This is a genomic window from Arenibacter echinorum (assembly GCF_003259375.1).
Taxonomy (GTDB): domain Bacteria; phylum Bacteroidota; class Bacteroidia; order Flavobacteriales; family Flavobacteriaceae; genus Arenibacter; species Arenibacter echinorum.
In genome coordinates this window covers 596,596-616,938 of sequence record NZ_QLLN01000004.1, presented here as the reverse complement: position 1 = coordinate 616,938, position 20,343 = coordinate 596,596, and the positions used below count along the sequence as shown (strand labels likewise).

Annotated in this window: 15 protein-coding genes; 9 read left to right on the top strand and 6 right to left on the bottom strand. The window is 39.4% G+C overall.

Features of this window, described 5'->3' with window-relative positions; genetic code table 11:
- Nucleotides 1–42: 42 nt before the first annotated feature.
- Complete coding sequence (locus LV92_RS12990) at nt 43–2,415, bottom strand: outer membrane beta-barrel family protein (protein WP_111624056.1); 2,373 nt, start codon at nt 2,413–2,415, stop codon at nt 43–45.
- 212 nt (nt 2,416–2,627) lie between these two features.
- Here LV92_RS12990 and LV92_RS12985 point away from each other — a divergent pair, with 212 nt between their 5' ends.
- From LV92_RS12985 to LV92_RS12965, 5 genes are all read left to right on the top strand, one after another.
- Nucleotides 2,628–3,644 carry a sensor histidine kinase gene (locus LV92_RS12985; RefSeq protein ID WP_111624055.1) on the top strand — a complete coding sequence of 339 codons (1,017 nt, stop codon included), beginning with the start codon at nt 2,628–2,630 and terminating at the stop codon, nt 3,642–3,644.
- Nucleotides 3,641–4,348 carry a LytR/AlgR family response regulator transcription factor gene (locus tag LV92_RS12980; protein WP_111624054.1) on the top strand — a complete coding sequence of 236 codons (708 nt, stop codon included), beginning with the start codon at nt 3,641–3,643 and terminating at the stop codon, nt 4,346–4,348. Before LV92_RS12985 ends, LV92_RS12980 begins: the two co-directional genes overlap by 4 nt.
- A gap of 317 nt (nt 4,349–4,665) precedes the next feature.
- Entirely contained in the window at nt 4,666–6,096 is a 1,431-nt protein-coding gene (locus tag LV92_RS12975) for a glycoside hydrolase family 28 protein (RefSeq protein WP_111624053.1), read from the top strand.
- Nucleotides 6,097–6,123: 27 nt separating this feature from the next.
- Nucleotides 6,124–7,137 carry a DUF4861 family protein gene (locus LV92_RS12970; protein ID WP_111624052.1) on the top strand — a complete coding sequence of 338 codons (1,014 nt, stop codon included), beginning with the start codon at nt 6,124–6,126 and terminating at the stop codon, nt 7,135–7,137.
- Nucleotides 7,138–7,140: 3 nt separating this feature from the next.
- On the top strand, nt 7,141–8,388 hold the full coding sequence (locus LV92_RS12965; RefSeq protein WP_111624051.1) for a glycoside hydrolase family 88/105 protein: 1,248 nt from the start codon (nt 7,141–7,143) through the stop codon (nt 8,386–8,388).
- A gap of 211 nt (nt 8,389–8,599) precedes the next feature.
- Here LV92_RS12965 and rhaM read toward each other — a convergent pair whose 3' ends face one another.
- From rhaM to LV92_RS12950, 3 genes are all read right to left on the bottom strand, one after another.
- Entirely contained in the window at nt 8,600–8,914 is a 315-nt protein-coding gene (gene rhaM / locus LV92_RS12960) for an L-rhamnose mutarotase (protein WP_111624050.1), read from the bottom strand.
- A gap of 112 nt (nt 8,915–9,026) precedes the next feature.
- Nucleotides 9,027–10,394, bottom strand: coding sequence for a glycoside hydrolase family 88/105 protein (locus LV92_RS12955; RefSeq protein ID WP_111624049.1), 1,368 nt, complete (start codon nt 10,392–10,394; stop codon nt 9,027–9,029).
- Between the two features lie 18 nt (nt 10,395–10,412).
- Nucleotides 10,413–11,696 carry a DUF4861 domain-containing protein gene (locus LV92_RS12950; protein ID WP_111624048.1) on the bottom strand — a complete coding sequence of 428 codons (1,284 nt, stop codon included), beginning with the start codon at nt 11,694–11,696 and terminating at the stop codon, nt 10,413–10,415.
- Nucleotides 11,697–12,317: 621 nt separating this feature from the next.
- Between LV92_RS12950 and LV92_RS12945 the strand changes: the two genes are divergently transcribed.
- Genes LV92_RS12945 through LV92_RS12935 form a run of 3 tightly spaced genes read left to right on the top strand, consistent with a single transcriptional unit; the run spans nt 12,318 to nt 17,140 of the window.
- Nucleotides 12,318–15,053, top strand: coding sequence for a glycosyl hydrolase (locus LV92_RS12945; RefSeq protein ID WP_111624142.1), 2,736 nt, complete (start codon nt 12,318–12,320; stop codon nt 15,051–15,053).
- Between the two features lie 21 nt (nt 15,054–15,074).
- A complete protein-coding gene (locus LV92_RS12940) occupies nt 15,075–16,199 on the top strand; it encodes a glycoside hydrolase family 88/105 protein (protein WP_111624047.1) in 1,125 nt (374 codons plus the stop codon).
- The gene (locus LV92_RS12935; protein WP_111624046.1) at nt 16,196–17,140 is read left to right on the top strand and encodes an alpha/beta hydrolase; all 945 of its coding nucleotides are present in this window, start codon (nt 16,196–16,198) and stop codon (nt 17,138–17,140) included. Before LV92_RS12940 ends, LV92_RS12935 begins: the two co-directional genes overlap by 4 nt.
- 45 nt (nt 17,141–17,185) lie before the next feature.
- On the opposite strand, the gene LV92_RS21790 is transcribed toward LV92_RS12935, so the two are convergent.
- On the bottom strand, nt 17,186–17,341 hold the full coding sequence (locus LV92_RS21790) for a hypothetical protein (protein WP_170126319.1): 156 nt from the start codon (nt 17,339–17,341) through the stop codon (nt 17,186–17,188).
- A gap of 269 nt (nt 17,342–17,610) precedes the next feature.
- Here LV92_RS21790 and LV92_RS12930 point away from each other — a divergent pair, with 269 nt between their 5' ends.
- On the top strand, nt 17,611–18,648 hold the full coding sequence (locus tag LV92_RS12930) for a LacI family DNA-binding transcriptional regulator (RefSeq protein ID WP_111624045.1): 1,038 nt from the start codon (nt 17,611–17,613) through the stop codon (nt 18,646–18,648).
- Between the two features lie 63 nt (nt 18,649–18,711).
- Here the strand turns inward: LV92_RS12930 and LV92_RS12925 are convergent, their stop codons facing one another.
- Nucleotides 18,712–20,322, bottom strand: coding sequence for a UxaA family hydrolase (locus tag LV92_RS12925; RefSeq protein ID WP_111624044.1), 1,611 nt, complete (start codon nt 20,320–20,322; stop codon nt 18,712–18,714).
- Nucleotides 20,323–20,343: the final 21 nt, after the last annotated feature.

Sequence of the window (20,343 nt, the reverse complement as noted above, 5' to 3'; positions counted from 1 at the left end):
AACTACTTTGGACTTTTTTATTGGCCCATACGGGGGGGTATATTATCTCCTACGCTGCCCGGAATACTGCATGGCCTCTCCCTTACCGAAGCCATAGCTAAAGCCAAGGGCAACAAATGTGCCCCGTTGACGACGATTGTATACCTCATAATTGGCCTGGGCAATTTGGCTCTCGTCTACCCTAGAGGCGAACAGGTCCCTGACACTTAAATTGAGGACTGCCTTGCCTTTCATTATATTTTTTCGCAGCCCCATATCCATAAAGAGCATATCACTAACGTCACTTTGTACTGTTTGGTAACTAGATTGATAGTTACCTGTCATTTCCAAATCGAAATCGGATGGAAGTTTAACTTTTGTCATTAATTTGGAAGTCCATTGGTCATTGTTAAAATCGAAAACGGTTGTTTCGAAGATACCATCCCTTTTAAATTGATTATAATTAAAATCCCCGTTCAATGTAAGCCATTTGGCAGGGCTATATTTTGCATTGAATTCTATTCCAGTAGCTTTATTGGTTCCAATATTCTCTGGCTTGGTGGTGCTAATGTTGTCTTCGAAGGTGGTAATGCGCTCTATAACCTCTGTGGTATAGCGATGATACACCCCAAAATTTATGCTGGCAGGACCTAAAATGTATATACTGGTTATCTCATAAGAATCGGTAAATTCGGGCTGTAATTCGGGATTACCTTGGCGTACGCTATAATTGTTTCGGATATTGAAAAAGGGATTCAAATCCCACATCCTTGGTCGGTAAATACGTTTGGAGTATCCAGCTTGCAGGGAAACCTTGTCACTAAATTTATAGGAGCTGTGAAGACTTGGAAAAAAGTTGCCATACTTTTGATCGTTGGCCGAACTTGTAGTAACCAGCAAGGTGTTCTGATCGGTCTGTTCCAAGCGCAGGCCTCCCTTTATGCCCCATTTTTTACCTTCATAAGAACCGGTTCCATAAAGACCTAGTACCTTTTGGTCGAACTCAAAGACATTGGTCAAACCTGGGTCGTTTACAAAGGCGCCGTTCGTGAAATTATTTACTTCATAATCATTACTTACGTCGTTCATGACATATTGTGCCCCTGTTTCCAAGGTCAATTCTTCAGTAATAGGATTGGTATAATCCAGTTTAAAGGTGAATATAGCTTCTTTAAAATCGGTTCTGGTTTGCTGTCGGGCATCATTGTCCTCTCCGGAAATTGTGCTGTTAAAGAATTCGGAGGATTGGTCCTTCCCAAAGAAATTCCCCAACCCACTAAAAAGCAGGGTATGGTCCTCATGGTTTTCAAAATCCTTTTTGTATTGTAATTCGTACTGAAATTTTGGATTTTTTGCTTCTGTAACTTCGGTGCGGTCCCATTCCGAGCTAATGGCATTGTTGGAGTCTAAGGCCACAAAACTGGTGTTGGAAGGTTGGTCCTCTATTTCCATGGCAAAGTTTCCGGATAGGGTCAATACGTTATTATCATTAATATGATAGTCAGTTCCCAAGATAAAATTATAGTAGGTTTCATTGCGGTACTCGGTACCATTACTAAGAATGGTGGTGTTATTTACCAAATCTACGTTTCTCGTCTCAAGGTCATTTGGCATATCTCTAAGTCCTACCCCTAGTTGGGTGAACAGGTTGAAATTTTCGGTTCTTCTATTTAGACTAACCCCAACACTGTGGCTATCGGGGGCCCCGGTATTCACCGAGATGGAACCATTGAGGCCTTTTCGTTCTTCCTTTTTTAAGACAATATTGATAATGCCCGAAGTACCTTCGGCATCATATTTGGCTGAAGGATTGGTCATTACCTCGATCTTTTCTATCATATCTGCCGTTATGGTTCCCAAGGCATTTCCTTCCTCACTGGCGATGATGGAGGGTTTGCCATTGATGAGAATCTGCACTCCCTGACTCCCTCTAAGACTAATGCGTCCTTCTATGTTAACGTTAACGGAAGGAACGTTATTTAAAACTTCCAAGGCACTTGCCCCAGTAGTACTAAGATCTTTGCCTACGTTGAATACACGTTTATCCAATTTAAATTCGGTACGTGAAACTTCGCCCTGTACCACTACTTCTTGTAATTGTTCTGCATCCTCTGAAAGGGCAACCTTTCCTAAATCTATAGTTTTACCTTGTGTTGGTGGCGGTCCAAATGTTTTGGTACTGAAACCTAGAAAACTTACTTCTATATAATAGTCGGAAGCATCGGTCTCCAAGCTAAAACTGCCATCATCCATAGTGGTAGTACCATCTATGGGTTTCTTGGTTTCGTTATCGCCGACCATTACCGTTGCATAGGCAATGGGCTGTCCGCTGGATTCCTCCACCACAGTTCCCTTTATGGTTACCTGCGCAAAGGCATCAGGGCCATAGAGCATTAATGAGCTGGCGATTAACATTTGTACCAATATTTTTTTCATGGCTTCTTTAATTAGTTTAAATTGGAATTGTAAGAATTACAAAGATTCATTTTTTTATTCAGATGGGTGGGGTATTTTCTGTGAACGACAAAAGTATTCCATTGAACGACAGACAGTGGTTTTTAAGTAAAGCCTGCGCTGTTTAGGGGCTTAATTATGCCGTTGGGATGCCTCTATTTTATGAAACCACGGCAATAGCTTAGTTTTGAAAAATGAAAATAGCCTTGATTTCCAGGAAGGAACTGTTCTTTCAAATCGTGCTCCATATCCTGGTGCTGCTTTTCTATTCCTTTGATAAGTACAATCCGGGTATTACCTTCGCCCAACTGGTTTTCTTTTTGGTCTATACCATTTTTGCCGCTTTTATTACGTACTTTCTGATGCCAAGATTGTTATATCGAAAGAAATATTGGAAGTTTTTAGGCATGGTAGTGTTGGTGTTGTTTGGTGTTATTTGGGCCGAGGAACTTTTGGAACTGGTTTTTTATCCAGGCACTAAAAGGGCAAGAATCGTTCCTGGGATATATTATGCTGTCTTCGATGTTTTGCCAGTAATTGGAATATTGTCGGGATTTAAATTTGCTTGGGATGCAATAAGTTCCCAAAGTGAAGTGGAAAAGTTGAAAATGTCGGCGCAGGAAAATGAACTGCAATTTTTAAAATCCCAGATCAACCCCCATTTTTTGTTCAATAATTTGAACAATCTATATTCATACGCCATTGATAATTCCCCTAAGACCCCTACCATTATTTTGGAACTATCCTCGGTATTGAGGTATATGTTGTATGACTGTAAGGAAAAGTATGTGCCCCTATCCAAGGAAATAGAACATTTGAAGAACTATACACAATTAAGTGAATTGCAAATTGAAAATAGGGGAACAGTAGATTTTAAAACGGATATTACAGGTTCCGGATACCGAATTGCACCCCTAATATTGACCGTATTCGTGGAAAATGCCTTCAAACATAGTACTGCAAGCCAATCCGAAGATATATTTATTAGTGTCGACATAAAGGTAACCGAAGAAGGCCTATTAAAATTTGAATGCACCAATTCTTTTAGGCGTGAAACCAATACGGATGACCTTGCCCATGGAATTGGTCTACAAAACGTAAAAAAGCGTTTAGGTTTAATTTATCCAGGAGCTTATAGTTTGTCCATTGATGAATCTGAGACCACCTATTCCGTTATTTTAGACATTGATCTTAAAAAAGGTAGTTCATGATTCGCTGCATTATTATAGAGGACCAACCGCCGGCACAGCGGGTACTTCAAAAGTATATTGGTGAAATGAAGAGTTTGGAGCTCAAGGCTACTTTTGCGGATGCCCTCAAGGCTATGGATTATTTAAAAACCGAAGAGGTAGACCTGATTTTTTTGGATATCCATTTGCCTAAGATTTCAGGGATGGACTTTTTAAGGGCATTGAACAAGAAACCTCATGTAATATTGACAACAGCCTTTTCTGAATACGCACTTGAGAGTTATGAGTATCATGTGATGGATTACCTTTTAAAACCATTTTCCTTTGAACGATTTGTAATGGCCGTTTCCAAAATCCCGATGCCCAATCTACAAAGATCGTCTGGGGAAAATGATGTGGAAAAGAAGACAGTGTCTGAAGTAATATTTATAAAGTCGGGTTACGAGCATCTTAAAATTGCCGTTGCAGATATTTTTTATATCCAATCCGAGGCGGACTATACCGAAATTTACACTGCCAAGAAAAAACATCTTACCTCCCATTCCTTAAGGTATTGGTTGCAGACCCTACCATTAGACCAGTTTGCGCAGGTACATAAATCCTTCATTGTGAACACACGGCAAATTGTGAAGGTGTCTGGCAAGCGTATCATCTTTGACAAAGAAACCTATGTGCCTATCGGGCGTGCCTTTAAGGAGGAGTTTGTGGAAAAGTACTTGAAGTAATTATAAGTTGCATATTTTTCCCGGAATCTGTTTTTATTGGCAAACTTCGGTTAATGTCATTTTATTCAATTCATTCCACATAATGCGGAGAGGATTTAAAAATAGGTTATTCCTTTTTATTGATGTTGAAAAGCCTCGGATTTACAATCAAAAAACCATAGGGTATATTGTCCTGGACATAGGATGTATTTACTATAGCAGATTTCTATTTTGTTTAATGCCTAAGAAGTTGGGCAAGTTAAATTTAACGTATATAATTATGTTGACAGCCTCAACTTTATTACATTAGCGTAATCGATTACATTGAACATAACGTCATGAAAACCAGACTTCGCTTTCGCATATATACATTTCTGTTTTTTCTAATAGCAGGTCTTGCACTCAACGCCTGCAAGGAAACACCGAAAGATCAAAAGGAGGTTGTGGACGTGTTCGCAACTGCCGATAAGATCATCAAGGATATAATAGTGCCTCAATTTCCCGATAAAAATTATAATATTATGGACTTTGGTGCAGTGGCAGATGGTGTCTCCGATAATACCCAAGCCATTAAATTGGCCATTGAAAGTTGTCACAACGAGGGTGGTGGCAAAGTAATTGTTCCAGCAGGAAATTTTTTAACCGGTCCAATTCACTTAAGAAGTAATGTGAACCTTCATTTGGAGGAAGGTGCGGTGGTTCTGTTCACTAAGGATTCCAAAGCTTATCTACCCGTTGTCCATACCTCTTATGAAGGCGTTGAGCTTATGAATTACTCTCCGCTCATATACGCCTATAAACAAAAGAATATAGCTGTTACGGGGAAGGGAATTTTTGATGGACAAGCAAGTGAAACTAATTGGTGGCCTTGGTGTGGAGCGGAAAGATATGGTTATGTTGATGGGGAACCGCAACAAAAAGACGACCATAACCTACCAAGGTTACGTAAAATGAATGAGGAAGCAACGCCGGTTTCAGAGCGCTTGTTCGGGGAAGGTTATCAATTACGGCCTAGCTTTTTTGAACCTTTCGAATGTGAAAATATCCTGATCAAGGGCGTCACTTTCACCAATGCTCCATTTTGGGTTATACATCCTATAAAATGCAACAGTATTACCATTGATGGGGTAACGGTACAGAGTCACGGTCCCAACAATGATGGATGCGATCCCGAGTACTCTAAAAATGTGCACATTACCAATTGTGTTTTTGACACGGGTGATGATTGTATTGCAATAAAATCGGGCAGAAACGATGAAGGAAGAAGGGTAAATATTCCAAGTGAGAATATTGTTGTAGAGAACTGTGAAATGAAAGACGGTCATGGAGGTGTAGTTATAGGCAGTGAAATTTCAGCTGGGGTTAGGAATGTATATGTTAGGAACTGTAATATGGATAGCCCTAACTTGGAAAGAGCAATTCGCATAAAGACCAATACCCTAAGGGGAGGCTTTGTTGAGAATGTATTTGTGAAGAATATTAAGGTAGGACAAGTGAAAGAGGCGGTGTTAAAAATTAATACCTACTATGCAATTTATGCCAATCAGGAAGGAAATTTTATTCCTACGATCAAAAATATCCATTTAGAGGATGTTGAGGTGGAAAACGGTGGGGAATATGGAATATTAATAAAAGGGAGGGCGGAAAGCCCAGTTGAAAACGTAAGCTTTACCAACGTTCATATTAAAGGAGCAAAAACTCCATTGTCTGTTGAAAATTCGCAACCTATAATATTTAAGAATACCACCATAAACGGAGTAGAATATTAATCTATAACTAACCACTAAGGAGAAATTATGAAAAAAATCGCCATAATATGTCTTGCTTTTTTAGGTGTTTTGGCCTGCAAAGAGAAAGCATCAAAAATAGACGCTACTACAGATGGCGAGAAAAGTAGTGCGATTGAAGTCACTACGCCACAAAAAACTTACGCGGAAATATCCATAAAGGAGGGCGGGGAATGGAACGGAAGAAAGTATGAGGGCGGAGATACCTTTAAAAATGTACAAGAACTACAAGTTCCAAAAAATCATACAGACCATTCTTTTTTTATTCGCTACGAGGGACCGGGATGGGAAAATAATCAAATTGGTTACAGGATATATTTGGATTGGAGAAACGCCATCGACATCTATGGCAAGAAAGTAGATTCTTTGATCTTGCCCTATGTAGGGCAAGATGGATTTGATTCCTACCATGAACCAGCAGACTGGGGACAGGATATTTTAAAGGCCGGAAAATCTATGGGAATAGGTGGTTATGGCAGACTTGTTAACGATACTGTGGCCCATTTTAGGAAGGTGGCCAACACCTCTGTTAAAATTGAAAACTCAGAAAATAGCTCTTCCGTAAAAATAGAATATGACGGTTGGGAAACTGTTGATCAGCGCATTGATTTGGATGTAGTTTTAACTATCTTCAAGCAGGATAGATATACACTTGCAACATTGACGCCGTCCAAAGCCATTTCAGGCTTATGTGCTGGGGTTGTAAAATTCAAAGATATTCCTTTGAGAAAAAAAGAAGGAGCAAAGTGGGCTTATATAGCAACATATGGTACTCAGACATTGGTAAATGAAACCGATAAACTGGGGATGGCTCTTTTTTATGAGATCGATGAGGTAGCCGAACAGAAGGAAGGAGTCAATGATCATCTCGTTATATTTAAGCCAACCACAGATAAAATAACATACTATTTTCTTGGGGCATGGGAACAAGAGCCCAATGGCATTAAGGATGAGGCTTCATTTATATTGGATTTGGATAAAAAATTGGAAAGGCTCAACACTACTAATTCATTAAACTTATAAAGCATGAATAATTTAAGAACTTGTATTTCTCTTTGTGTATTGATTATTGGTTTATCTGTAACTTCATGTAAGGAGGCCAAAGGGAAATCCGATGAGGTAAAGGAGGAATCCACAGCGGCCATAATTGTTCCCGAAAATCTAAAATGGTCCGAAAGAATGCTGACTTCAGAAATTGAACGTTTTCCGGACGCAACCAAACTTGACTTTGTAGATAAACCTCGATGGAGCTATACCAATGGCTTGGTATTATCTGCCGCCATAAAGGTATATGAAGAAACCAAGAAGCAAAAATACTACGATTATATCTATGCCTACGCCGATGATCTAATAGATAGTACAGGAACCATAAAAACATACTCTTTGGAGGACCAGAATTTGGATATGATCAAATCTGGGGACGTTTTGTTATACCTATATGAGAAAACTAAGGAGGAACGTTTTTTAAAGGCCATGCAGACCTTAAGTAGCCAAATGGATTCCCAACCAAGAACATCGGATGGAGGTTTTTGGCACAAGAAGAGGTATCCCTATCAAATGTGGTTGGACGGATTGTATATGGCAGAACCCTTTCATGCACAGTACACCAAAATTTTTGAAAAGGATGAGGCTGAGGTGAAAAAGGTGTACGATGATATAGTGCATCAATTTGATTTGATACAAAAGCATAGTCTTGATGATAAAACGGGACTGCTTTATCACGGGTGGGATGAAAGCAAGGAACAAAAATGGGCAAATAAGAAAACTGGGACCTCCCCGCATTTTTGGTCTAGGGCTATGGGATGGTACGGTATGGCAATGGTAGATGTTTTGGATTTTTTGCCTGAAAGCCACCCGGGAAGAGAGAGGATTATTAGGTACCTGAATCAATTTGCCGATGCAGTTACCAAATATCAGCATAAAACAGGCCTATGGTACCAAGTGTTGGATCAGGGTGATCGGGAAGGTAACTATTTGGAGGCATCCGGAAGTGCAATGTTTACCTATACTTTTGCCAAAGGTGCCCATAATGGATATTTGCCCGAAAAATATTTGGAGATTGCAGAAAAGGCCTATGCTGGAATATTGGATAATTTAATTTCAATTGAAGAGAGTGGTATTGTTAATCTTAACCAAGTATGTGGAGTTGCCGGTTTGGGAGGCGACCCATACAGGGATGGATCCTATGAATATTATGTAAATGAAATTATTCGCCCCAACGACCCAAAAGGAACAGGTCCGTTTATATTGGCGAGTATAGAACTAAATAGGTAGTCTTTGCGGGTAAGAGTCCGAACCTTAATTTGATTTTCCCTTACACGGAAAGAAAATTTAAATAGTGATCAGGACTCCTATGGCATGCACCACTTGTCATCCATGACCATAAACTGTTTTAAATAGGGGAAGGGCATGGAAATTGCTTAGGAGTTCGTTAGGAAATGCTTCTATTTTGGAGCAACGGTGACATAAGATTTTCTAAAACTTATTACTCCATAAAGAATACTTCTTTCAGCGTACTTGATTGTGGAGAATTGTCGGGGTTGGTTTCCATAATATCCGCCATATATGTCCACCACTTTTTTACCATGGGATGATTCTGAATTGCCAAGTCATTAAAATTATCCGACAACTTCTGGAATGCGAAAAGGGTTAGGGTTTCTTCATCCAAAAAAATGGAATATTCCGAGATACCTTCCTTGGAAAGTAAATCGGAAAGTTCTGGCCATATTTCAACATGGCGCTTTTTATATTCGGCTTCGAAACCGGACTTTAATTTCATCTTAAAAGCATTTCTATACATGGTTGATTATTTAATTTCCACGGTACTTTTGAGGTTGTTTTTCGTGCATTTTGCTTCAGATTGAACCTCTAGTTAATAGGAATGGTTATAGTACATTGCTGTTAAATGCTTGTTATTTATTTACTTTCAACTGCAGGGAGCTATCATTTATCTCAAAATCATTATTCTTAAGCAATAGTATTATTTCAGCTCCTGCAAGCATTACCGGACCATAGCCGTGTGCCGCAAACACATTTATGGGCCTGTAGTAATAAAAGGCTGGGTCAAAACCCATTCCGGTTCCTACGCAGGTACCTTCAACTTGCCCTTTGGCGTTTACCTTGGTGGCAACGGCATTCCATCCCAACAATGCCATTGGTGAATAGGCCAATTTATCAATATATCCCCTATTGATGGCCCTTGCTATGGCATAGGTGTAGATTGCCGTTGCAGAAGTTTCGAGATAGGTATCATTGCGGTCAATTAACTGGTGCCAAAATCCTGTTCCGTTTTGATAGCGGGCCAATCCATTGATATGATCCTGTAATTGTGTTAAGACCATATTATAGCCTGGGTGGTTCTTTGGCAATACTTCCAACAATTCAACCATGGTCATTACAGCCCAACCGTTGGCTCTTGCCCAATGATATTGGGGGTGATCGTCCATAGCCATCACCCAGCCGTGCATGTATAGCCCATTCCCTTTATTGAACATTCTTTCGGAAAATTGGGCAACCTGCTTTACAGCATCATCAAAATATTCAACCTCTCCTGTTAATTTCCCCATTTGGGCCAAGGCCGGGACGCTCATAAAAAGATCATCTAGCCATAAAGTGTTGGGTTGAGGTCTGTTTCTGGCTAGTGTTCCGTCTGAAAACCTAAATTCCCTATTGCTTATATAATCTATAAAATTATCTATCAGCGGTCTTAGGTCGGCTTTAAGACCTGATCTTTCCACTTTTATCATTGCTGCACAAACTGCACCTGCATCATCTAGGGCATGCGGATTAAGAACGGATGATATGGGAGAAGGGAAATCTTTGTTTTTCTTATGTTGTTCTTTGTAAACGGGGGCAATATCAGCTATGAGTTTAATTCTATCATTGGTATAATTGGCATATTTTGGGTTGCCGGTAGCTTCCGTGGCCAATAGCATTCCAGCATAGGTAACTCCCCATTCGTAACTGGTAAGTCGGAATGCACCAGGTGCAAAAATGGTGTTTTCGTCCAGCTTTTTTAGATTGGTTACTTCCTGATTGGATTTGCTGTCTACCAATTTGGCTGGGGTAGTAGCATCCAAAAAGTTATATACCCTGTCTAGGGTAGCTGTGATTTCCTCTACGGTTTTGGCTCCGTAGGGAGTAGGATAGTCGGGCTGCAACAAATGTAATGGGGTTGTTACATCATTGGCGGGCTCTTGTGCCATTATTTCTGTTTGAACAGTTATGGCCAATGACAATATTGATAATTTTTTGATACTTATATATTTAGATATATCCATTTTTTTAGGGCTTTTCAATTAATTTTTTATTTCTATATCGATTTCAGCTGAAAGTTGACGGGTAAGCCTTTTCAAATAATTTATAAAATAGGTTTCGTCCGTAAACTTTTCGTCACTTAGCTCCCAGCCAGCAATGGCATAGTAGCTTATAGGCTCGTTGTTACTGATTTTAAGTTTGGCCAAATAACTGTTGGAAAGATTGCCGGTTTTAGGAGCTTCCGTATGCCCTAAATATTTATCCTTGGGTACAATTAGTGCCATTCCCAGCCACCATTCCTTGTCATAGGTCTGCATGTCATGAGTGTACAAAATCACATATTTACTGTTATCATCAAAAATGCCCAATTCTTTATCCGTATGAATGTTTACAAGACCAACGGCCAAATATTCGTCTCCCTTTAAGCCAGATACCGAAACCTTATTTTTATAGCCATACATCCCTGGCCAAATAGTAGTGATTTCGTTGACCGAATAAGTCCTGTCATTGGGCATCCAATGGTCATATGTATAAGATAATATAGAATTTACAGGTCCTTCTGCAACAATTTGAAAAGACGTTTTTTCTACATTGTTTATAGAATCTTCTACAGTTACCCCCAATCGCATAAATTCAGTCTCGGTAATAAGGGCATAGCCCCCCAAGCCAACAGAATTGCCAACGGCAAGAATATCCCTGCCCCAGTCTTCCATTACATGATAGTTGTCCTCTACGGCACCATTTGCGTTAAGACCAACATCCTCAGGAGAGATGCCAGAAGTCTTTTTTCCGAAAAGGTCTTTTGCATTTCTACCGTCCAAATAATGTCTAAACCCCACCTTGTCATTTTCCCAGGAAGGCCCATCGGTCTGGTATTGTTGGTAGCCCAGACTTTTGGGAAGTTCATTGGCCATCATGGTTTCACTGGTGGTTGGCTGTACCGGGGTATCCGCTGAGCTTCGTTTACCAAACCTAACACTGGTTCTTGCCCTATAAATTGGTTTTTGGTCTGTCCAATTCAGCTCAATAGCCTTTGATTCTTTCGGGTTAAAATCAGCAACAAAAAAAAGCTCGTCCCACTGCCCATCATTATCCGTATCATTTAGTTGTGAAGGAAGCGTATCCAGATCAAAAACTACAAGAGGATATTTGGCAAGGCTGTCTTTCTGACTCAGTAATTTTTTATCAACAGAAATGGGCTTATCTAATAAATCCACCTCCGAAGTATTGGTCAATTGTATTATTTGGCCCTTTTCCACTTCTTTTTTACAGGATGGAAAGGCGATTAGCAAAACAAACGATAGGCAATATAGTGTTGCTTTCATAAGGTTGTTTTTTAGTTAATTGGATTTATTAGTGCTATTATGGTGTTGTTTCCATCATTTATTTAGGGCTTAATAACGGTCCGATTCTTTACTGACCTGTGAATTGGTTACTTTAACTGTAAATTACCCAATTATTTGCAGATAACAATCCTCTTGGCCAAACTCGACATTCAATTTTAGTTGGTTCCAATTGGGGGGATTAATTTTCCATAATAGCCTAGTGTATTTTAAGCTTTTGAACCACCTAATATGGAAAGAAAAACATAAAAAAATAGAACATACTATTGCATTGCGGCATGGCTAAAGATAATTGTTTGGTTCTGTATTAGTATCCTGTGCTATGCTGTAACCGAAATGTTAAGCTGTAATGGGCAACAGTGTTTATCAATCAATTTCATTTTAAAAAATACAGGATGCCACAGGATGCCAGATCTTAATTAAGTTATTATTTTTAGTATTTAAAGCGAATCCAATTTACCCAATCCCGGTAATAAGGTAATCGATTACAATGTGGAAGTGTGATTGATAAGGGGCTTAGGGTAATTTACAGTTAAAAAAAAGGCTAAGATCAACCGATAGAATTACCTAAAGTACCAAATGAAAATTGAAAATTATACTCCAATGAATAATCTATTACCAAAAAATATTGGATTAACATTACTTCTATTGTACATCCCTTTGTTCTTTGTTAGTGCGCAGGAAAACAACGACTTACCCCCTGGGAAAATCAATACGACCCAGCCATGGACCCGATGGTGGTGGATGGCTAGCGCTGTGGATACTTTAAATTTAAAACAGAATTTAATCGACTTGCAAAAAGTGGGGATTGGAGGTGTCGAAATTGCACCTATTTATGGTGTAAAAGGAGAAGAAAGTAATTTTTTGAATTACTTATCCCCCAAATGGCTGCAAATGTTGGACTACACTATTAAGACAGCGGATAGTTTGGGAATGCAGGTAGACTTAACATTGGGTACAGGATGGCCCTATGGTGGTCCGCAAGTAACTCCGGAATTTGCTGCTACAAAATTAATAACACAAACCTATACCGTAAATAGGGGTGAGAAATTTTCACAGCATATACTTGTTAAGGATAACACAGAAAAACAACCGGCCCATTTACAATATTTGTTGGCCTATGGAAATGAGGGTACTTATTTAGACTTGACTCCACAACTTAGAGGGAACTGGATAAATTGGAAAGCAAAAGAGGAAGATTTCACTATTTATGCCGTATTTGTTGGTAAAACCGGGCAAGAAGTAAAACGGGCAGCTCCAGGTGGTGGTGGTTTTACCCTTGATCATTATTCCACAAATGCCCTGAAAGCTTATTTAAAACCTTTTGATGAAGCTTTAACTGGGTTTGAAGGTAGAATACGCTCCATTTTTAATGATAGCTATGAGGTTTATGGAACCGATTTCACTCCTCACTTTTTTAAAGCTTTTGAAAAGTATCGCGGTTATGATCTGAAACCCTATCTGCCGTTATTATTAAGTGAGGAGGATAATGAAGAAGCCAATAGGTTAAAAAGTGATTATAGGGAAACCTTGTCCGATTTGTTATTGTTGGATTTTGATAATCCTTGGACGGATTGGGCTCATAGCAAAGGTTTTAAGTCACGACTTCAAGCACATGGTTCACCGGGAAATTTGATCGATCTATACGCCTCGGCCGATATTCCCGAGTGTGAAACTTTCGGGTCCATGCCTTATGATATACCTGGGTTGCGCAGGGAAAAGGAGGATATTCGGGAAGGCGATGCTGATCCAGTTATGCTAAAATTCTCGTCTTCGTCAGCACATATCGCAGGAAAGCCACTAACCTCATCGGAGACTTTTACTTGGTTGCGGGATCATTTTAAAACAGCCCTTTCCCAATGTAAACCTGAAGTGGAAGATTTATTTTTAAATGGGGTAAATCATGTCTTTTTACATGGCACCACCTATTCTCCCACTCGCGCCCCATGGCCAGGATGGAAATTTTACGCCTCGGTAAATTTCAACCCCAATCTATCTCTGGGAGAGGACGAATCACAATTATTTTCGTATATCACCAATTGCCAGTCTTTTTTACAAGCTGGCAAACCTGATAATGAAACTTTACTTTATTGGCCGGTACACGATGTGTGGAACAGCTACTTGAACGGTGCACTCTTTTTTCAATTCAAGATACATTCCTTGGACGAATGGCTACAGAATCAGCCGTTTTATGAAACTACGAGAAGTCTAATGCAAAAAGGGTACGGCCTTGATTTTGTTTCGGATAATTTTATTGAAAAGGCAACAATTGAAAATGGTGAAATAAAATTGCCGGGTGGTAGTTATAAAAGTTTAATCATTCCTACCAGCAAGTATATGCCATTGGGCACTTTAAAAAAATTAATTGCGCTTAAAAAACAGGGGGCAAATATCATCTTTCAAAATCTTCCGGAAACTGTACCCGGGTTTAAGGACTTTAAATTGCAACATAGTGAAATGCAGCAATTGCTATTGGATAATAGATCACTTATTAATCCGTCCAAAAATATATTTTCAGATTTGGAAATGGCCCAGGTTGAACCCGAGAAATTGGTTGAAACTGGCTTGAAATTTATCAGAAGGGATAATAATGGCGATAAAATATATTATCTAGTAAACCATACATCAAAAATGGTTGACCAATACATTCCAATAAATGGTAGTTACAAGGAGGTGGATATATTTGACCCCAATATCGATATAACGGGGAAGGCCAAAATTGAAAATGAAGGCAACAAAACTAGGGTTAAAGTTCAGATTAAGCCTGGAGACGCACTCTTTATAATAACTGGTAAACAATCTAATACCAAGCACTGGGAATACTTTGAAACCACAGGTGAATCCCACGAGATCAAAAGGGATTGGCAAATATCGTTTTTAAGGGGCGGTCCAATTTTACCTGAAAACACCACTATTTCAAACCTGAAATCTTGGACAAAATTTAGTAAAAAAGCTGAGGAATTTTCAGGTACGGCCAAGTATGAACTGGAGTTTCAAAATCCGGACACTAAAACGGAGGCCTGGCTATTAAAATTGGGAGACGTAAGGGAAAGTGCCAAAATTTGGATAAACGATATCTATGTGGGAACCGTATGGGCCAATCCTTTTGAGATCAATATTGGATCCCTAAAGAAAGGGAATAACAAAATAACCTTGGAGGTCACAAATCTCTCTGCCAACAGGATTCGAGCAAAAGAACTGAGGGGAGAGGAATGGAAAAATTTCTACGAAATAAATATGGTGGATAAAGATTATAAAAAGTTCGATGCTACTCTATGGGAGCCTATGCCCTCCGGTATTTTAGGGCCTGTTACCTTGACTCCTTTAAAAATGAATTAATAGAAATAAAACAGTGACAAAATGAAAAAACAACTCTTATTTATTGGCGTTACCCTTATATCGTTGCAAGCGATATTTGCCCAAATTACCGATAAGCCCAAAGTATTGGAGCACATGCAACTGGCCAATGAATATTTTATGAATAAATGGCCAGACGTAGGGAAAACGATCATTACAAATAAGGAGCGCCCAAGTAATATTTGGACACGGGGAGTATATTATGAAGGCCTTATGGCATTGCATGAAATTTACCCAAAAGAAGTGTATTACGATTACGCCTATGATTGGGCGGAATTTCACGGATGGGGTTTTAGAAATGGCAATGCCAATCGCAACGCCGACGATTATTGTGCTGCCCAAACTTATATAGATTTATACAATTTGGAGCCGGATCCCAAAAAACTGAAGAACACAAAGGCATGTATTAATATGCTCCTGAACACCCCACAATTGGACGATTGGTCTTGGATCGATGCCATTCAAATGGGCATGCCCGTTTTTGCAAAATTGGGTGTTTTGGAGAAGGATGATCGCTACTATGAAAAAATGTACGGGATGTATATGTATACAAGGAACAAGCATGGCGATAAGGGGCTTTATAACCCCAAGGATGGACTATGGTGGCGGGATGCCGATTTTGATCCACCCTACACAGAACCCAATGGTGAGGATTCTTATTGGAGTCGTGGAAACGGTTGGGTGATTGCGGCCTTGGCAAAAGTTTTAAGTATTATTCCTGATAATGCCCCCCATAGAGATCAGTATATTAAAGACCTGAAATCTATGGCGGAAGCCTTGGTCCCCATCCAGAGAAAAGACGGCTTTTGGAATGTAAGTTTGCACGACCCCAAGCATTATGGGGGAAAGGAACTATCGGGCACCGCCTTGTTTATTTATGGTATAACATATGGCGTAAACAACGGAATTTTGGACAAGGAGACCTATCTTCCCATAATAGAAAAAGGTTGGAAAGCCATGATAGAAGAAGGCTTGCATACGAATGGATTTTTGGGATATTTACAGTCTACAGGTAAAGAACCAAAAGATGGTCAACCCTTATCCTATGACAAGGTCCCTGATTTTGAGGACTATGGACTAGGTTGTTTTTTATTGGCGGGAAGCGAAATATATAAAATGAAAATATGATTCAGAAAAGTGGAGTAAAATTATTTGCCTATTTAACAATACTATATTTTACTTTTTTTGGAGATGTAAGCTTATATGCTCAAGAGGTTCTTCCTGTTTGGCCCAATGCGGTACCAAATTCGATTCAGAACAAGGAGTATAAAGAGGTACTGACATATGATGATGCCAACGAAGTTAGAGGGGTTAGTAAAGTGACCTACCCTAGTTTGACTGTTTATTTAGCGGATGGGGATAAATCCAGTGGTGCTTCCGTGGTTATTTGCCCAGGAGGGGGTTATTCGCATTTGGCTATTTATAAGGAAGGTTATAAGGTAGCTAAATGGTTTAATAGTATAGGGGTCTCAGCATTCGTTTTAAAATACCGACTACCCGATGATTTGATTATGAAAGATAAATCTATAGGGCCTTTACAAGATGCACAGGAAGCCATTAGATTGGTAAGGCGCAATGCCGTTAAATGGAAGCTAGATCCTAACAAAATAGGAATTATGGGCTTCTCAGCTGGCGGTCATCTTGCTTCCACGCTTTCCACCCTTTATAGTGAAAAAGTTTATGATTCCGAACCCCTAAGTGCCCGCCCGGATTTTTCCATTTTGATCTATCCGGTAATTTCAATGGAGGATGGCATTACACACAAAGGTTCCAGAAAAAATTTGTTGGGAGAAAATGTAAGTGCTGACTTGTTAGATAAATATTCCAATGAAAGGCAAATAGATATCAACACTCCTCCTGCTTTTCTAATTCATGCGGTGGATGATAAGGCTGTTCCCGTGGAAAATAGTATTAATTACTTGTTAAGGCTAAAAGAGAATAATGTTCCCGCCGAATTACATATTTATGAGAGTGGAGGACATGGTTTCGGATTGGGTAGGGAAGGTACCAATACATATTGGCCAGAATCCTTGAAACATTGGTTGATAAACAATAATATGGCGAAGTAATGGAAGGGGTTAAGTATTCATAAATCCATTCTTACTTGAATTCGCTTAGAATTTTATTTTTTGCTTTTCCATTTCATCAAGGGCTAGTTGACCGACCAAGGTTGCTCCTGTTACCGATAGGTGGGTATTGTCCTCAACGCCATTTGGCCTAAGGCATTTTCTCCATTCTTTTGTGTTGTTTTGAGCTGAAATGGACAGCACTATAAGAATTGTTAGAATTATAGTGTAAGGGAAAAGGTTTATATGCAATCGATTACAACATAATAGCTGAAATATTATATCTTGCCAATGTTATATAAAAATAGGTTTTATCGGAAGCTTCATCGTAGTTATTGGTGAAGAATATAAAATGTGTTGTTTATATCAATTAATTTTACACCAAAATCTAGATTAAATAGGAAACTAAGTTATCAATTTTCAACGAACAATTGTGGTATTGTTATTGTTATAAGTACCAAGTTAAATAATTCATGAAGAAGAAAACGACCATATATGACATAGCGGAAAAACTTGGTCTCACCGCTGCAACCGTCTCTAGGGCTCTAAACAACAATACCAAAATAAGTTTAAATACGCGTAAACTGGTTCTGGATACCGCCTTGGAAATGAATTATGAGCAGAATAAGTTGGCTTTGGCCCTTAAAAGCGGCAAGAGTTATAATGTAGGTGTCATTGTTCCTAGAATAGATAGTAATTTCTTTTCATCGGTTATACGTGGTATTGAAGAAGAATTGTACCCCAAGGGTTACCACGTAATAATCTGTCAGACCCACAATCAGGAAAATATAGAAAACGAAAAAATAAATTCTCTTGTAAATGTACAAGTGGATGGCATATTAATGTCTATTTCCAATGCCAATCTGGAGGAAAATAAGGGGTTTAATAAACTTCTAAAAAATAAAAAAACGCCATTGGTCTTTTTTGACAGGAAGAAAGATATAAAAGGTATCAGTTCTGTAACCATAGATGATTTTAAAGGTGGTTACGACGCTACCAAACATTTGTTGGACCAAGGTTGTAAGCGAATAGCACATTTGTCCAACGATCGGAACTTTGAAATATTTAGAAATAGATATTTGGGTTATAAGCAGGCCTTGTCCGATAATGGAATTGAATTTGATGAAAGTTTGGTCATTGAGACACAGAGCAACGTTCTTGATGGTAGAAGGGTCGCGCGGTTACTTTTGGATATGGAAACACCACCAGACGCAATATTTTCTTCCAGTGATTTCGCTGCTTTGGGAGCTATTCAGGAAATAAAGGAAAGTGGATTTAATATTCCAGAGGATATTTGCGTTGTAGGTTTTTCCAATGAACCCTTTACCAGATTTATGGAACTTACTGCCATTACGACTGTAGATCAATTTCCCCTGGAAATGGGAAGAACCGCCGCTCAGGTTTTTTTGGAAGAAGTAAGCAATACTGGGGACACTAAAATAACCAAAAACGTGGTGTTGACACCCCAGCTGATTATTAGAAAATCCTCGTTAAAACATAAAGAAGGTTAAAGAAATTATTTCAATTCTTCAACCTTCCATTATTTATTAATTAGGGCAATAGTCCAAAAAATATTATAAAGACACCCCTCTACGCCATGGAATAAAATCATTCTGATTTAATAATTTTGCCTTGGTTTGAACCTTGCCGCTGGCTACCTCGATTATAAAGTTCAACATTTCATCTGCCATTTCCTCAATGGTTTTTTCACCACGTATTACCGCTCCGGTTTCAATATCGATTATATCGGGCATTCTTTCCATAAGTTCTGTATTGGAAGAAACTTTTATGATCGGCGCAATGGGATTTCCTGTTGGTGTTCCCAAACCGGTTGTAAACAGGACCACATTGGCTCCCGAACCTACCATGGCCGTTGTGCTTTCTACATCGTTTCCTGGGGTGCACAATAGGTTAAGGCCGGGTTTGGTAATGTATTCACCATAATCCAGGACATCTTGGATGGGGGAGGTACCTCCTTTTTTTGCGGCTCCGGCAGATTTCATGGCATCGGTAATTAAGCCGTCTTTAATATTTCCTGGCGAAGGGTTCATGTCAAAACCTGAACCCGCATCCACCACCGATTTTTCGTAGGCTTTCATTAACTTCAAGAATTTCTGTCCCTTATCATCTTCCACACATCGGTTTACCAATTCCTGCTCTACCCCGCATAATTCCGGAAATTCGGATAATATTGCCGTCCCATTGAGTGCCGCCAATAAATCTGAAACTGCTCCCAGAGTAGGATTCGCGGATATACCGGAAAAACCGTCCGATCCACCACATTCCAATCCAACCCGTAATTTGGATAATGGAGCAGGTTTACGCGCGGTGTTATTAGCTTTTTTAATGGCTTCAAAGGACTCTTTTACAATGGCCGACAACATTTCATTGACCGTACCCATTTGTTGTTGCTCAAATATGAGTACCGGTTTGTTCAGGTTGGGGTTAATAGTGTTCAAGGCTTCCTTAAAAACACTTATCTGCAGGTTCTGGCAGCCCAAGCTCAATACCGTGGCACCGGCCACATTGGGATTGTTTACGTAGCCCGCCAATAATTTGGCCAAACTTTCGGAATCTTGCCTTATACCACCACAACCCCCTGGGTGGGTTATAAATTTTACATCGATATTCTCGAATACATTATAGGAATTATTTTCGACCGAAGCTTCTTCCGTAGTATTGTTCACCAAGGAACGAAGTAACATTTGATGGGGATTCACTTTTTGTTTTATAAGCTCCTTTTCAAAAACTTCCTTTAAGATTTCTATGTTCCTGTTTTCACAAAAAACTAAGGGAAAAAATAACCATACGTTTTCCGTACCAACCTGTCCGTCTTCCCGATGGTACCCTAAGAATGTTCGGTCCTTCCATTTTTCCACATTGGGCGCCGTCCAACCAATGGTTTCTGTTTTTCGAAAAACTTTTTCGCTCTGGTGCTTAACATTTTCGGTGGTGAGTACATCCCCTTTTTCAATAATGCCATTGGCACTTCCAACAAGTACACCGTACATTGTGATCCTGTCCCCGGATTCAAATTTTTGCAAAGCAATCTTGTGTTTGGATTTGATATCCGAAAGCACTGTGATGTCCCGGCCTTCAAAAGATATTACCTCTCCCGCCTTTAAATTGACCAAAGCAACGGCAACGTTGTCCGATGAATTTACTTTTATAATTTTACTTTTCATTGTAATGAGGTATAGTTCGTT